The sequence below is a fragment of the Rhodococcus qingshengii JCM 15477 genome, from assembly GCF_023221595.1.
Classification (GTDB): domain Bacteria; phylum Actinomycetota; class Actinomycetes; order Mycobacteriales; family Mycobacteriaceae; genus Rhodococcus_F; species Rhodococcus_F qingshengii.
This window is the reverse complement of sequence record NZ_CP096563.1, coordinates 3,840,711-3,855,843: the sequence shown is the minus strand read 5'-3', so window position 1 is coordinate 3,855,843 and position 15,133 is coordinate 3,840,711. Positions and strand designations below refer to the sequence as shown.

Genomic DNA, 15,133 nt, shown 5'->3' with positions numbered 1-15,133 from the left:
CGAATCGAGCTTCAGTGGTTGTCGAGATCAGCGAGGGGCCACCCGGCGGCAGCAAGGACGGAGGCAACGCGCGCGATGTCCTCGTCCGAGGGAGTCTGGCTCGTCAGATCGGCGATCTGAGCGCTGATCTCGTCGCTCGAGATCACCTGGTTACTGTTGACGTCGCTCAGTTCTGCGAGTGCAGCGCCGATGGCAATGTCTCGAATTTGCGCGTCCGAGAGTTTGCGTCGTAGCAATGCGACCAGCGGAATGCGGTCCTTGGGCGGTATGCCTTCGGGGTAGCCGGCGCGAAGCCAGTCAAGAATGGATTGAGGAAGGGATGGAGTCGGTGCAGTCACGGTGATGTCTTTCCGCTCGTGAGGGCGCACGGGATCAGAAGATCTCGATGCCGAATGTGTGGCTGAGGAAGCCCTGCATGATGAAGAGGATTCCGGTGACGATCGCGATGAGCACGACCGCGAAGCACACCACTGCGCCTGCCACGGCCAACGGACTGCGAGCCGCGACGGCAGTGCTCCCGCCGCCACTGCCACGTTGTCCGGCGTCGAGCGACTTCAGGCCGATTGCGAAGATCGCCGGTAGTCCGGCGCCCAGCAGGAGGCCGACCAGTACGACCTGCCAGAGCGAGTCGACGGTGTTTTTCAAGATATCCATGTCGATTCCCTCTTTCAGGCTTTGACGTCGGTGGTGACGCGGGCGTCCGGACCGGGGACCTCTGCGGGTACCAGGCCGCCGTCCCACTCGGCGTTGACGTTGCTCGGATCGATGGGCTCCTTGCGGGAGCGCAGGTACATCCAGCCGGCCAACGCGATGAGCACGGCGAAGACGACCAGGACACCGGGCAGGCCGCCGACGATGTTGGCCAGTCCCCAGCACAGAGCGCCGACGATTGCAGCGGACGGAAGAGTGATCAACCAGGCGACCGCCATACGTCCGGCTACACCCCAACGAACTTCGGCGCCCTTGCGTCCCAGACCGGTTCCCATGATGGAACCCGTCGCCACATGGGTGGTGGAGAGCGGAAGGCCGAGGTGGCTGGAAGTGAGAATGATTGCAGCAGAGGATGCTTCGGCTGCCATGCCTTGTGGTGCGGCAATCTCGACAAGTCCCTTGCCGAGTGTCCGGATAACTCGCCAACCGCCGAGGTAGGTTCCGGCAGCGATCGCGAGCGCGCAGGTGAGCTTGACCCAGAACGGCATGTCCGCGTCGGCGGAGATGGTTCCGTGGGCTACCAGGGCGAGGAAGATGACGCCCATGGTCTTCTGTGCGTCGTTGGTGCCGTGGGCGAGGGAAACGAGTGAAGCCGAACCGATCTGGCCGAGTCGGAAACCTTTGTCCTTGGTTTCTTCTCCGACGTTGGAGGTGATGCGGTAGATGAGCCAGGTGCCGGCCGCGGCAACCAAGCCGGCCACGACGGGCGCGAGAACTGCGGGGATGACAACCTTGCTGAGGACGCCGCTCCAGGCGACACCGCTCATTCCGAGGGACGCGATGGCGGCGCCGATCAGTCCGCCGAACAGCGCGTGTGAGGAACTCGAGGGGATGCCGAGCAACCACGTTGCCAGGTTCCAGATGATGCCGCCGACAAGGCCGGCGAAGACGATGGTGAGCAGCGCTTGGCCACCCACATTTCCGAGGTTCACCACACCCTTGGCCACGGTGGCAGCAACCTCTACCGAGAGGAAAGCTCCGACCAGGTTCAAGGAAGCAGACAGAGCGACTGCCACCTTGGGCTTGAGGGCGCCGGTTGCAATCGACGTGGCCATAGCGTTGCCAGTGTCATGAAAACCGTTGGTGAAGTCGAACCCCAGAGCGGTTACGACGACGACGAGGAGAACGATGAGTTCCGCATTCACGAGAAGTCATGTTCCAACACCTCCGGGCCTCAAATCGACCTGAGACGTGGTCGTTCCGCGACATTTCCATCACTCGGCACCTGTTGTTCACCTTCGTCCGGATAATTGTCCGTTTTGAAACGCCTGAGGCAGAGAAAATTCATTCGTGTGCATGGTCGTGGAGTTCGTGGAGGCATACGCTCGTCTCATGTCCCTGGGCGAAGAGAAGACGATTTCGGTCACCACATTTCGTAAGAGTGGTGACGGCGTAGCCACGCCGACGTGGGTCGTGCCTCTGCCTGACGGACGTATCGGCTTCTGGACTTCCTCGAAGTCGGGTAAGGCCAAGCGTCTGCGGAACAACCCACGCGTCACCGTGGTGCCGTGCAACAACCGTGGAAAGGTTGCCGACGGTGCGTCGCCGGTCACCGGGACCGCTCAGTTGGTGAGCGGTGGAGCTGAATTCGACGAGATCCGCAGCAAAGTCAAAGCGAAATACGGTGTGATGGTGCCTATTTCGAAATTCTTCAACACCCTCGGTCACATCGGTAATGGTCCGTTCCCGTACGGCGACACCGGCGTGATCATTTCCGTCGATGCGTAGTCGGGATTGCGTAGCGGAGTAGTCTGAAGGTATGGAACCCACGACCGGGCGCCTCTGCCTGACGGTTCCACGAATCCTCCGTCAAGGAGTCTCGTCATGGCGCACATCAGCACTCTCGACTACGCAAGGGAAGCGCCGCAGCGCCATGTCGGGCAACCTTTCCCGTCGCCGACGCGGACTCCGCGATTCCTGCTTCGTGGGCAAGGCGCCGTCAAGGCATCGGTTGACGGCGCGTGGTTCCCGTGGACCACGAACGTCACGGCGGAGCTTCACGATCTGATATCCGCACTTTCGCTGAGGTTGGGGCCGATCGCGCGGGTTGCGTTCGACTGGAACACGATCAGCAGCGCGCAGCGTCGTATCGACGAGGTCGACGGACTGGAAGTGCGGGGTCCGTACCCTGGCCAGCCCCACGATTTGATGTATCTCGACGATATCTATGGTCGTCAACTCGTTTTGATGATGATTCCGCCGTACACGGATCCGGACCGCGCGTACGAGGTCATGCGGCGGTTGGTGGATCCTGTCCGCAGCGAAACCTATCGGGTGCAGTGAGATCTTTCTGACGTGCGGGGGTCGAATCTCGCGATTCCTGAACATGCGTCCAGTTTGTCTGGTTTGATGGTTCTCGTAACCACGATCTCAGGCGCATTCCCTCAGGTCAGCGCTTGGGCGCGGCAGCTTGACTCCCTGCCGTGTCGTCGGTCCGGCATGTCTACCACCCTCCCACTGTGCGTGAGCGCCGGACCAGAGGAAGCCCCGCCCTCCCCACGGGGGTGGGGCTTCTACTCTGTTCGGGCTGAGCGGCGTTCGCATCGCCGAATCCGCCCGCTTGTTCGGCAGTTCGGGACGCCCTGGCCCGTAGCATCGCCACCGTGAACATTTCCCTACTCGGTGCGGCTGGGCTTCAGGACTGCGCCGACAGTGGAATGGACTGCATGGACGGATTCGAAGCATTCTTTCTTCTGTACGGCGGCGGATTCATTCTCGCCTTGATTTGGCTTTCCCTGTGTCTTGTCGGAACGGCCGATGTGGTTTCTGTGTCCGGGCGAGTCGGTGTGTGGCGCGCTGTCGCCTTCTCTGTCGGGATTTGGCTTGTGCCCATCGTCGGGTTGAGTGCATGGTTTGTTTACCGACGCTCTCGCCAAATCTCGAAGAAGGTTGGTCCGGATCAAGCCCCCTACTGGACTTGAATGAGACTGACATTTTCACTGAGACCGCACCTAGCCTTGAAACTATGTGGCATCCTGCCGTTTCAGCCAGTTCAAGATCGCTTGGTTGGTCTCTTCGGGTCTTTCTTGTTGGATCCAGTGACCGCAATCGAGATTGACTACTTCCACATTGGGCACGAACTCTGTCAGGTTCTCAGCTCTCGCGATCGCGTCACGGTCGCCGTAGATCATGAGTGTGGGCTGTTGGATGATCGGGTCCACCTCCGCCAGCAGATGCCAGTTGCGGTCAAGGTTCCTGTACCAGTTCACACTGCCCGTGAATCCTGTCGATTCGAAGGCGGAGACGAAAACGGCCAATTCTCTATCGCTCATCAGGGGCTCACCGAGTGGTGTCTCTGCTTTGGCGAGATCGATCAGCGCCATACCCGGCTGAGGTTCCCTGAGGGGTTCGTTCTTCCGGTACAGGTTGAGGAGGAACCGGAAGGTGTTGTCTTCGAACACCGCGTCCGCGACGCCCGGCTGTCGATTGAAATGGACGAAGTAGAAATCACCGCCAAGCACGGCTTCCATGAACTCAATCCACGGCTGCTCTCCGCGATCCTGGTAGGGCAGGCTCAGGTTGATCACTTTGTTTACCCGGTCCGGGTGCAACAGGGTAAGGCCCCACACGACAAAGGCACCCCAATCGTGACCGACAAAGGTGGCATCGTCGTAGCCGTAGTGATCGAGAAGTGCGATGAGATCACCCGCCAAATGTTCGATGTCATAGTCCGTCACTTCGGTCGGACGTGACGAATTGCCGTAGCCGCGTTGGTTCGGGACGATGACGTGGTAGCCCGCCTCGACAAGGGCGGGCACCTGGTATCGCCAGGAATAGGCGTGCTCTGGCCATCCGTGACACAACACGATGGGTTTCCCGGCATTGTGTCGCCCTGCTTCGAAGACTTCGAGTTCCACGCCGTTCACTGGGATGAGGACGGGCCTGGGGAAGTCGGATGGATTCACGGATGCTCCTTTGAGTCGAGTACCGATCTCGTGTCTGGATCGACCGGTTGCTCCGACGATAGGGAGCATCGTGGACACATAAAGTCCTAGATCGCTGGCAATCTGAAGAAATGCGGAACGATCCCACAGGCCGAGCACTGCAACTGCTCTCGCTCCTTCAGACTCATCGCTTCTGGCACTGTGCCGAACTTGCCGCACGACTCGATGTCACGCAGCGGACGGTGCGCCGCGACATCGATCGCCTACGCGACCTCGGCTATCCGGTCGATTCCACGTCCGGAAAATACGGGGGCTACCGACTTGCAACGGGGGCGCACGTGCCGCCCCTGATCCTCGACGATGACGAGTCCGTGGCGGTAGCCGTCGGACTGCGCTACGCCGCCGAGGCCGCCATCGGAGGCATCGAAGAAACGGCGCTGCGCGCGCTGACGAAGATCGAAACACTCCTGCCCCATCGACTACGCCGACGTGTGTCGGCACTGCATTCGAGCGTCAGTTCCATGCGGCGGGCAAATGACGACATCGTCGATCCCGAAGCACTCAGTGTGCTCGCTGCGGCATGTCGCGACCACGAGCACGTTCGTTTCGACTATCGGCGAGGTGATGGCGAGAGCAGCAGACGACTCGTCGAGTCGCACCGCCTTGTCACGGCGGGGCGTCGTTGGTATCTCGTAGCATGGGACCACCATCGTTCGGATTGGCGAACATTTCGACTGGACCGGCTCTCGGAGCCCTGGCTGGCAGGCAGTCATTTCACGCCACGCGAGATCCCGGGCGGTGACGCGGCAGGCTTCGTCGCGAGATCAGTTGGCTCGCCACCCCGTCACCACGATGCAAAACTCGCCATCGAAGCCACGTTCGCCGACCTCGAGGGCGTACTCAGATGGATTGACCACACACCGATCGAGGTGGCAGCGGACCGCTGCCTTGTCGAGATCCGCAGCGAAGATCTCGGCAGGCTCGCCATGACGGTTGCGCGCATTGCGCTCACCGCCCCAGTGGTCGTCATCGAACCAACCGAGCTTGCCGACACCGTCAGTCGGCTCGCCCTTCACCTCAGGGTCTCGCCACCATGACAGTCAGAAGAGGATTGCGCGACAAGACCATTCACGTCCAAGTTGCCGCGGGGACGTGTTCCCTGCGCAGGCCCCTCGTCTATCGAGACACGTATCCGATTCCCTCTAGGCTGGAGAGTAAGTGACCGATTCGAAATCATCGCCGCCGGCTTCCGTCCACCCTCAGACGTGGAAGTTCGACTACCCGATCATCCACGCCGAGACTCGCGAACAGTGGCGAACTTGGTTGACGGACAATCACACGTCAGGCCGCGGAGTGTGGTTGTGCTCCTGGCGCACCACCACCAGCCGACCACGCTGCCCCTACCCTCAGGCCGTTGAGGAAGCGATCTGCTTTGGGTGGATCGATTCCACCAACACCGTCTTCGACGAAGAGCGCAATTTGCAACTGTTCACACCGCGGAGACGCAAGAGTTCCTGGACCCGACTCAACCGCGAACGCGCAGCTGATATGGAGGCGCGTGGCCTCATGACCGCTGCTGGTCGTGGTGCCATTGCTGCCGCGAAATCCACTGGTTGGTGGACGATTCTCGATCAAGTCGAAGACCTCGAGGAACCATCTGACTTGCAGGCGGCGCTGGACCTGGACACGCAAGCGCGAAGCAACTGGGACAGTTTTCCGCCCAGCGCCCGCAAACAGATGCTGTGGTGGATCGTCAGTGCCGCTCGAGACGCAACACGGGCAGGTCGAATCGCCCATATCGTCAACAATGCGGCCATCGGTCAACGTGCCCGCGGCTGATCCGCGATTCGACCGCGTCCGGTATGAAGGCCGGTCATCATCTGTCCGAGGGGTTTCCCTCGGACGAAACAAGTCCACCCGCCCCGCAGAAGCGGGACGGGTGGACTCGGTACTCGCAGGTCTGACTTACGTCAGGATGCGGATCACACGTCGTAGTAGAGCTCGGACTACGTTCTGGGCGTTTGCTGGAGTGGGCCACATTGGCAGTGGCCGTTTGAACTGGTCACAAACCGTTGGGTTGAGCCAATGAAGTTGCACAGGATTGGACGTACTGCGGACGCTCTGCGGACGGAAAGGCTCCGAATTTCATTTCGTCACAAACGGCGGGTCGGCGAGTCGGCGAGTTGGCCTGTCGGCACGATGTCCCGAGTGCGTAAACGCGCCCATGGAGCGAGCAGGGCGCGAGTGCGGCGACGGTCATTTCGAGCTATTTCGCCGACGGTCTCGTATCGATTGCTCACGCAAGCATGGCTCTACGCCGTTCCTTCACTAACGCCCCAGTTTGAAAAGCTAACCAGTGTCGTGGTCGTTCGATCTCCCGGACTGGCAGCTCTGAGATCTTAAGTGGTCGCCCGATCGACGGTCTCACCGCGTTTCGACGGTTACGTTTCGGCGGAGTCACGGGCCAACTTCTCCATTGCCCACTCGAGGTTGTTCTGTACACGCTCAGATAGTTCCCGGTCGGATATCGCAGTGGTCCGACTCATCACCCTGAGTGTCTCTTTCGCATCGGTGACCTGGGCGGTCAAGTCGACGATGAAAATGAGGTGGAGCAAAAGTTCCTCAAGTTCGATACGCGAGCATTTGCTCGGGTCTTTGGGTGCTTCCAGATCGAACTCTCGGAGTGTTGTCATCATGTTCGCCATCATGCGGGTGAGTTCGTTGCTGAAAAAACGGCATTCGGATTGCACAGCCGCGACAACCTCCGCTGCATCGTAGGCGCGCTCAGCGCCAAGCATCGTCTCGAGTGACGTGCCGAAAACTTGCGCTAATGCATACGCCTCATCCAGTCGAATGGAGCGTGGTTTCTCCGCATCCCTGGCCTCGATCTTGGTGATAGTCGAGGGGTGCATCGAAATTCCTCCGTCTGAAACGCGTTGCGCGAGTTCGGATTGGGACCATCCGCGCTGCTCGCGCTCGAAGCGAACCCGGTTCCCGAACCGTGATTCCGCACTATCTAAGGCTTCCATTTTGGCAACATTACTGTTTTGGGTTGACGAGGTCCAGTCCAGCGGTGTACAAATAGGTTGTAGTTCCAAAATGGCAAAACTGCGAAATTAGGAGATTGGGTAGTGGGCTCTCAAACATTGGTTCCCGTCGGCCAGATGTTGGTCGCTGATGCCGAGCAGTATCTGACTACCGAGCAGGTGAGTGCACGAACGGGTCTTCCAACAGGCACTTTGCGCTACTGGCGACATGTGGGTGATGGGCCGGAATCTTTCAAGCTCGGCAGGAAGCGAGTCGTCTACAAGCTGTCGACGCTCATGGCTTGGCTCGATGCGCAGGAGGCGGCCGGCACGCGGCGGCAGATTTGATGCGGTCAATTCCTGGATCACGCGGCTGTGCTCGGGCGTTCGATTGGCTGGGTGAACCCGCTTCGGAGCCTACAATTCGCACGCTTTTGCCGGCGTGGTTGGCCTAGCGGAACCGTCGCCCGGCCGGTCCGGCGGACCTGAGTTCATTCGCATGTCTCCGTATGGGGTTGTTTCTGGGAGTCATTTTCCATGGGTTCTCCGCGAGGGGTTGATTTCACCGCTGTGTGAATCTAATTCCGTTGCGCAATAACCGTTTAGGTTGATCGGGTACGGATACTTACTGCGCGACTGTCATTGTGAGGCCACTCTGGTGAGGGCTTTAGTCCACCTGGAATCTCGAACCTCGGGCTGCATGTCCAATGCCAGCGCATCACAGGGAGATTCCAGAATGGAGGCTAGTAAGGTGGCCGGCCGAATGAAGATCGACAACGGGGTTGACAATGACTGACGAAACTTTTTGCGCTACCGAATCCGAGCTGGCTCTCTGGTCATGTGAGGCTCTTGAGTACTCCGGCACGGTATTCATCAAACCAGTCGGGCGAGGGATCGAACTCCTTGACCTCGAAGGCAATTCCCAGGTTGCGCCCTACCTTGTCCAGTTCGGGGGACCGCTGCGAATAGAGGATCTCATGCGGGATGGTAGGTATCGAATGAGCCTGGTGTTGACGAGGATTGAGCCCGACAAACAGGGTGAAGCAATCACGCCAGAAGTCGATTGATCGAACGACGAGCCATCCCGCGACACGATCCTGGACGAGGCGCGGGCGGCCCGGCATACCGGTGTCGTTTCCGCTACTGAAATACCCGGATCAGGAGTGCAAAGGCCCGGTCCAGGGGCGGCCTGACAATGCAGAGAGACTTCACTTGTCGCCACGACGAAAAGTCAACTCTCTTGGATGAGTTGTTGTGTACGGATCTGTCTCGAATAGACTCACGATCGATGTAGGTCTGGAGAGTCACGTTTGCGGGATTTTCCGCTCGAGGCGGCCCGTTGCTCAAGGTAAAGGGAGGGAGCCGGGCATCGAAGTTAGGGCCGGTTACGGCAATTCAGATCGGTTCCCTAGGCGGTGACAACGCCAACTCAGTGCCGATGAGTGTGGACTGACGGCCGACTCGGGCTCCGAGAAAGTTAGAGTGAACCGCGTCGGACGAAACCGTTGAGTTTAGTCGGTACATTATTGACCTGTACGTAGGCTGCGTACAACCGGATAATGGTCGCGAGGAACAAAACGCCGATATATGTCAGAAGAACAGCGATCACGGTGCTGAACCCTTTGTTAAGCCCGGGCGCGTTAGGGCAAACTGGGTAGTTCATGGCGATGATGATTGCCGCTGCCGACGCTAGGCAGGCGAGGCAAGCGGCTAGCACGTGCGGGACTGCCTCGTCGAGATTTCGCTTTGCTTCATCAGCCGCCCGATGGTCCTCGTCGCGGTCGGTTAACTTCAGTCGAAGTGTCGAGAGCACGCCAGCTGTGCTGAGCAAGCCACCCATCAGAAGCGCCACGCCTGACAACAAGACCGCCGGCGTGCTGAACCGCCACGATGATAGAAACGAGAGCACGCCGACCGCGACCGGACCGCCCCACATCACCAAGCGGGCGGCCCAGTCTGCGTGCTCGCCGTTCATCAGTGTTCGCGAGTGTGCGCGGAGTACCGGAATTGGATTCATCCGAGCCGTCATGCGGAATACCCCCTTCGGAGCGATCGGGCGTGCATCACCTGCGGCTAGAGGCTTGGCAAGTCGGTCGGCCAGTCGTTCAAGTCTAGGTCCATCGTCCGGGCGAAACCTAGAGCGGCCATCTTGTTGTTGACCTCGCGATAGAAGTCATTCGTCTCTCGCTGCTTGCTCCTGATGTCGTAGGTGAAGAGCTCACTGTAGGCGTCAGGACTGACATGTCGAAGTTGTCCCTCGTGCCGGACAGACACATAGCACTCATCGAAGTCCACTTCAGCAACTTCTGGTCCCACAAGTGCACGTGCCTCTTGGATCCCGTCTTGAACGCTGATGCCCTTCTGCGTCACCCACCGCTTAATTGTTCCCATCACTGTGTGCTTTTCGCGTACTGGGGCAGTCAGGCGGTATTGGACAAGGTTCGGCAGACCATTGCCCTGTGCAACATGCTCGGTCAGTACAATTTCTTGCGGATCGCCTTCATTGAGCAGGGATGTGATCTGAGCGCTGTCGGTGATCTGATTGAATCGCACTCGGCAGTGATGCGACTCTTTGCCGCTTTTTCCATCAGCTTTCGCAAGCTGTTCTGACCACTCGTTACTCCACCGCGTCAGGACTGTATTGAGGCAGGTCCTCGAAATCGTCTCTAATGCCACGATTCCCTCAGCCTGATTTGGTGGCAGCGTGAAGACGCCGCGGTACTGACGACGTGGGGCAAGATGCTCGATGGAGACGTCAGCAGCACCATCTGCGGCCGTCATGGCATCTCGGAAACCGTCGTTCTTCCCAGATGACACCGCGAAGAACACTGACATCCCCGAGCGGTGCATCCAGTCCAAGCGAACGATGCGGCTGTTGGGATCCAACGGAACCGCGTTGCCGTTGGAGTCGAATGCGTCACGTGGGTTCTCGTGCCACTTACGACCAATCTGGCGCTCATACGAGCGCGTGAGGTGCTCGACGAAATCGCCCCACTTTCCGTCCATGAACGCTACTGGCGTGTTGCCTCGTCCATTCATTCTCTCGGTTTTGAACAATCGGTACCCGTACTGCGCCATCTCGGTCCTCTGGTTTCCACAGTGTGATCAGCTTGCAGCAGTCTCCCATCCCATACCGGAAGGTCTGTGGAGGCAGTGACTCAAGCGCGTCGGTGGCTCCGCCCGAGCTCGGTGTCAAATAAGTGGAACTCCAGCCAGGCCAGTGCGGTCCAGGCTGCGCGACGCGCTGGCCAGAGCGTTCAAGAGAGTCGATGACGGGAATCGAACCCGCGTATTCAGCCTGGGAATGTGACTTAATGGCGTTGCCCCAGGTTGGTGGGCTTGTACTACGGGGTGTTTCGAGGGTATTTAGGGTGCTCGTTGCATCTGTGTGTGTACCTGATGGTGGTCAAACGCGAATGCAACCTCAGTCCAGACTCACGGCATTTTCTCAGTGGCACGGAGACTTTTCTTGCTCGACGACCAAGTTTGGACAGTTGACCCGAATGCGTTTGACGAACAGTCGGATTGGGGTGCACGATCATGCTTTGATCTACTTCGCACCGAGCAGCGGGTTATTGGCATCCGAATTCAGGTCTGCGTCAGTGCGTCGTTTCCAATCTATGTCCGTGGAATGAGATGGTTGCGCGGCGATTTCACTGTTCAGCCTTCGACTGAGACCCATTTACCTTTAGCACCAACATATATCCCGGGCAGCACTGCCTCCACGTACCGAAACCTGTACCCGTCCTCATCTGTGAACTCGATCTCTGGTCTCGGTAGGTAGCTCCCCAACGTCGTCTCGTCGGTGAAGAAGTAGGCGGTGCGCGCTTCGGTGTCAAGCACGACAGGAGAACTGGGGTACTCATCGGCGCCGAAAGGGAAGTCTGTGATTGTGGTGGAGACGGTTTGGGCAGAGTTCATCGCTGTCGGAGCTTGGACGGCGGTAAAGTCGGTCCATTCGACGTCGTAAAGAGTTCCGCCGGTGTTGTTTTGCAGAGTTACGGTCCAGGCGGGAGTTCCGGTTGTGTTTCCTGGCAGCACGGTCACACGTGCACGTGCTGCCTTCCGCAGTGCTCTTACCCCAGCCTCGCGATCGGACTCGGCTCGGAGTCTGTCAGCACCGGTCCTTGCGCGGATCGATTCCCGGACAGTCCACAGAGTCAGGATTGCGACCATTGTGGTGCCGAGCCCGCCGATCCACGTTCCGAGGTCCCCGAGTTGAAGTCCGAATGTGAAGTTTCGCAACAGTGCGGCGATAGAAATGACAAGACCTGTAGATCCAATAATCACTGCAGCGATTGACCACGACTTGTTCGTCATCAGGTTCCTTCATTTGTCGAATGGGGTAGCTCTGGCGAGTCTCGTCCTTTTGAGTGGTCGAGTACGGAGGCCCGTAATCCGCTACCAGTAAAGATGCTCATCCGGTTCGTTCGCCGGATCGACGCCGAAGCGAGCAAGATCTGCGTCTGTTACGGCGTGAGTGCATGGTCCCCAGAGACATGTCGCGGCGTCGGCCATGACATCGAGGTAGATCTGCTTCTCCAGCGTGACGAGCTGGTTGATGCTTGCGCTGTATGAGTTGACCAATGAGGTGACCGAATTCGGAGCAGCAAGGACGCCAAGGCGAACGGAGATATGCGGCTGATGTACTTCGCTGCTACCCGCTCAAATACCAGCCTGTGTACAGCTTGCTGACCACGATCGAAGTTAGATGTGTCAGTAGGATCAACGCTCAAAATCTGGCAGTAGACATCGTAACGACGTCTGTAGAAGTCTGCGAGGTCGAAGTGCCAGGCCCTCGTGCCTTTGAAGATTGCGTACACACGAGAGAAGTCGTGCCATGTTGGTTGATCGGTCACCGGGATAGTTGTACCGCAGATCTACGACACCGTTCGTTCTTACCTAGGCCCCGGAGTGAATGAGCGGTGATTCATGGGCACCTTCATATGGCCGTGCGAGAGGAGGCGCTCGGCTGCGCGGCCGGACGGTTTCCACAATCATTCCGTTGTCGAGATTGGAATGGTCTCTTTTGGAAGTTTTTGGCAGAACGACCTGTGTCCTTCGAATGAAGGACATACACCTGCCGGTCGCCGCCATAATCTGCGATTGTCCGAAATGGGACGTGGAGAGAACTGGGGAGCTGATGACTTTGGGTGTGTATCGCCGAATTGGTGTGTGGCTAGGTGCGGTCGGTGTGGCGTGTTCGGTCGTGGTGGTGGCGAGTCCCACGGCGGCGGCGGACGATGGGTGCACCCCGGTGGTTGCTTTGGCGATGCGGGGGAGCGGTGAAAGTACGATCGGCGCGCAGTCGTACGGCACCCAGCGGACCGGAGGCTGGGAAGGGCCGACGCTCAAGCTCCTTCTTAGGAAGGCGTACGACACCCAAGATATGCAGGACACTCCTATCCTCGATGTCGGTATCGGGTACCCAGCGGTGCCAGTAGTTCAGACTGTCGATGGTGCCTTCGCTGTACTCGAATCTGCAGAGCAGGGTGCAGTCGCAGCCAGGGCGGTCTACGCGTCGTTCAAGGATCGGCAACCAAGCTCGTGCGCTGCACCCAAAGTGATCTTGCTCGGGTATTCGCAGGGAGCGATCGTTGCTAGAACTATCGCGAAGCACTTCAGCGGTCTCGGGGTTCTAGCAGCCTCCCACCTGGTTGGTGATCCGTATCAGAAGCCTGACGCCGACGGGGTCTTTGGCTCTGGTTCCGATGGTCAGGGCATTTACCGGAGGGTGTTGGAAGAGTCTGTCGATGACTACTACGGGCTGGCTGGGGTCAGACGCGTATCGATCTGTCACGAGAAAGACCCGGTCTGCGATTCCATCCTTGACAAGGACGAATCAGCGCATGCTAACTATTTCAAACCCGGTGTCAAGCTAGTCCCGGGTACCGGTATGGGTGCGTCTGAAACCGATGAAGTGGACTTTATGGCCAAAGCGCTGGCTACCTCAGTTCGCGTAGCGCGGGAGTCCTATAGCGGACACGCGCCCACATCAGCCGCAAAAGACACAGTCTTTGCCATTGACACAACAGGATCGATGCAGCCGTACATCAACAATGTGAGGGCACAAGCCGGGGCGATTGCGAATCGAATCGTCACCGCGGATGGTCGCTCACGGGTGTCTCTTGTGGAATATCGCGACCACGGAGACGCTTTTGTGGCTCGGACTGTTGTGCCATTGACGTCTAACTTCGCCGACTTCAATACGGGATTGAACTCTCTCAGCGCCAACGGAGGGGGAGACACCCCAGAGGCCGTTTACTCGGGAATTGTGGAGGCACTACGTTCGCCATGGCAGGTCGGCGGCAAGCGGTCCGTAATCTTGATCGGGGATGCACCGCCCCATGATCCGGAGCCGGTCACAGGCCTGACCGGCGACATGGTTACGAAAATGTTGAATGGAGTCGCGCTGCTCCCTGAACCGATTTCACCGTCGCTAGCGGCTAGAACCGCCGCGCCTGAGTCACGCGATCAGGTTCCCACAGCGGACACCGAGACGGTTGAGTCAGACCGGGCCGTGATTCAGCGGACCCAATCGTTCGCTGCGGAGAAGGGGCCGGGGGCCGCCTCGCTGTACTCGATCAGTGCGAGCTCGGAACTGACGAATTTCATGGGCCCTATCGCACGGGCGACCGGCGGCTCATCGGTCGAGATCGCGAACGCCGGCTCGGTTGGTGACGAGATTGTCAACGCCATCGATGAAATCGACAATCAGCCTGTGGCATCCGGATCTGTGCTCGGCAGCGCGGTCGAAGGACTGCCGGTGATGCTGTCGTGTTCAGGAAGCTCGACGATAGGCTCGATCGATGCGCGTTTCGATCTCGACGGACAGAACGAGTTTGCGATTGTTTGCGTGGATGGCATCGCAACCATAGAAACTGTCTCCGTCGGAACGCATTCTGTGACCCTACGAGTGCGAGACGATCAGAACCGAGAGGCATTCTCAACCTTTTCTGTGACGGTGCTTCCACGGTCGGTGTTGAATGACGTGTATGCCGATAGCAGCGGACCTGGCGGATCAGGATCCCTGGGCACTGGCTCACTCGAATGGAATTTTGGTTCCTGATCGGTTCTCGTGCGAACGCAGTCCGAAGCACGCTATAACCCTGGCCGCGTTCTGTAAGTGACTGTATGTCATAGAAATTCGTGAGGGGAGTTGAAGACTAGGTCAACGGTGCAAAGATTGTTCTGATTCTGAGACTGATCCAACTTCATGGCTCGACTACCAATCATGATGGGGCAACGGGTTGAGGGTCGTTACCTAAGTTGACGATGATGAACCTTGGTTGATTCATCGTGGTAGGACCCCGTTTGGTGAGCCGCTCGCTATCATAGAATCCATGCGTGTGAATACAGCTGGCGGCGTACTCATTCGGGGTTCGGTGCGCCAACGATGAATGGCGGTGTCGGCGTTAAGGCGTCGGAGTCCGACATATCCGTTACCAGGCGTGGAGGGATATTCACTTAGTGGGATTCGCAGCTTTCTCACAACGCGAGGCGCAGATACGG

General features: G+C 58.7%; 16 protein-coding genes. 6 read left to right on the top strand and 10 right to left on the bottom strand.

Annotation, left to right across the window (positions count from 1 at the left end):
* Positions 1-11 precede the first annotated feature (11 nt).
* From M0639_RS17485 to M0639_RS17475, 3 genes are read right to left on the bottom strand one after another with little or no spacing between them, the layout of a single operon-like run.
* Positions 12-338, bottom strand: a complete 327-nt coding sequence (locus tag M0639_RS17485) for a DUF3349 domain-containing protein (protein WP_231915134.1) — start codon at positions 336-338, stop codon at positions 12-14.
* 34 nt (positions 339-372) lie between these two features.
* On the bottom strand, positions 373-654 hold the full coding sequence (locus tag M0639_RS17480; RefSeq protein WP_003941641.1) for a hypothetical protein: 282 nt from the start codon (positions 652-654) through the stop codon (positions 373-375).
* A gap of 14 nt (positions 655-668) precedes the next feature.
* On the bottom strand, positions 669-1,856 hold the full coding sequence (locus tag M0639_RS17475) for an inorganic phosphate transporter (protein WP_003941590.1): 1,188 nt from the start codon (positions 1,854-1,856) through the stop codon (positions 669-671).
* A gap of 187 nt (positions 1,857-2,043) precedes the next feature.
* On the opposite strand from M0639_RS17475, the gene M0639_RS17470 reads away from it, so the two are divergent.
* Positions 2,044-2,439: a PPOX class F420-dependent oxidoreductase gene (locus M0639_RS17470; RefSeq protein WP_042445944.1), complete on the top strand. Its 396-nt coding sequence runs from the start codon at positions 2,044-2,046 to the stop codon at positions 2,437-2,439.
* Positions 2,440-2,535: 96 nt separating this feature from the next.
* The gene (locus tag M0639_RS17465) at positions 2,536-2,994 is read left to right on the top strand and encodes a DUF5994 family protein (RefSeq protein WP_054800789.1); all 459 of its coding nucleotides are present in this window, start codon (positions 2,536-2,538) and stop codon (positions 2,992-2,994) included.
* Positions 2,995-3,674: 680 nt separating this feature from the next.
* On the opposite strand, the gene M0639_RS17460 is transcribed toward M0639_RS17465, so the two are convergent.
* Positions 3,675-4,616 carry an alpha/beta fold hydrolase gene (locus M0639_RS17460; protein ID WP_064074768.1) on the bottom strand — a complete coding sequence of 314 codons (942 nt, stop codon included), beginning with the start codon at positions 4,614-4,616 and terminating at the stop codon, positions 3,675-3,677.
* Positions 4,617-4,726: 110 nt separating this feature from the next.
* Here M0639_RS17460 and M0639_RS17455 point away from each other — a divergent pair, with 110 nt between their 5' ends.
* Positions 4,727-5,692 carry a helix-turn-helix transcriptional regulator gene (locus tag M0639_RS17455; protein WP_007735427.1) on the top strand — a complete coding sequence of 322 codons (966 nt, stop codon included), beginning with the start codon at positions 4,727-4,729 and terminating at the stop codon, positions 5,690-5,692.
* Between the two features lie 121 nt (positions 5,693-5,813).
* Positions 5,814-6,434, top strand: a complete 621-nt coding sequence (locus tag M0639_RS17450) for a YdeI/OmpD-associated family protein (protein ID WP_042445829.1) — start codon at positions 5,814-5,816, stop codon at positions 6,432-6,434.
* A gap of 602 nt (positions 6,435-7,036) precedes the next feature.
* On the opposite strand, the gene M0639_RS17445 is transcribed toward M0639_RS17450, so the two are convergent.
* The gene (locus M0639_RS17445) at positions 7,037-7,693 is read right to left on the bottom strand and encodes a helix-turn-helix transcriptional regulator (RefSeq protein ID WP_144245819.1); all 657 of its coding nucleotides are present in this window, start codon (positions 7,691-7,693) and stop codon (positions 7,037-7,039) included.
* A 33-nt stretch (positions 7,694-7,726) separates the two neighbouring features.
* Here M0639_RS17445 and M0639_RS17440 point away from each other — a divergent pair, with 33 nt between their 5' ends.
* Positions 7,727-7,969 carry a helix-turn-helix transcriptional regulator gene (locus M0639_RS17440; RefSeq protein WP_306669944.1) on the top strand — a complete coding sequence of 81 codons (243 nt, stop codon included), beginning with the start codon at positions 7,727-7,729 and terminating at the stop codon, positions 7,967-7,969.
* Between the two features lie 488 nt (positions 7,970-8,457).
* Here the strand turns inward: M0639_RS17440 and M0639_RS17435 are convergent, their stop codons facing one another.
* The 5 genes from M0639_RS17435 to M0639_RS17415 all read right to left on the bottom strand — a co-directional run bounded on the left by M0639_RS17435 (position 8,458) and on the right by M0639_RS17415 (position 12,208).
* Positions 8,458-8,745, bottom strand: coding sequence for a hypothetical protein (locus M0639_RS17435; RefSeq protein WP_042445838.1), 288 nt, complete (start codon positions 8,743-8,745; stop codon positions 8,458-8,460).
* 353 nt (positions 8,746-9,098) lie between these two features.
* Positions 9,099-9,596, bottom strand: a complete 498-nt coding sequence (locus M0639_RS17430; RefSeq protein ID WP_064074737.1) for a hypothetical protein — start codon at positions 9,594-9,596, stop codon at positions 9,099-9,101.
* A 98-nt stretch (positions 9,597-9,694) separates the two neighbouring features.
* Entirely contained in the window at positions 9,695-10,627 is a 933-nt protein-coding gene (locus tag M0639_RS17425) for a hypothetical protein (protein WP_156667365.1), read from the bottom strand.
* A 654-nt stretch (positions 10,628-11,281) separates the two neighbouring features.
* Positions 11,282-11,941 carry a hypothetical protein gene (locus M0639_RS17420; RefSeq protein WP_064074736.1) on the bottom strand — a complete coding sequence of 220 codons (660 nt, stop codon included), beginning with the start codon at positions 11,939-11,941 and terminating at the stop codon, positions 11,282-11,284.
* An 81-nt stretch (positions 11,942-12,022) separates the two neighbouring features.
* Positions 12,023-12,208 (bottom strand): hypothetical protein, encoded by a 186-nt coding sequence (locus M0639_RS17415; protein WP_042445168.1) that lies wholly within the window; start codon positions 12,206-12,208, stop codon positions 12,023-12,025.
* A 418-nt stretch (positions 12,209-12,626) separates the two neighbouring features.
* Here M0639_RS17415 and M0639_RS17410 point away from each other — a divergent pair, with 418 nt between their 5' ends.
* The gene (locus M0639_RS17410) at positions 12,627-14,690 is read left to right on the top strand and encodes a cutinase family protein (RefSeq protein ID WP_197486188.1); all 2,064 of its coding nucleotides are present in this window, start codon (positions 12,627-12,629) and stop codon (positions 14,688-14,690) included.
* Positions 14,691-15,133: the final 443 nt, after the last annotated feature.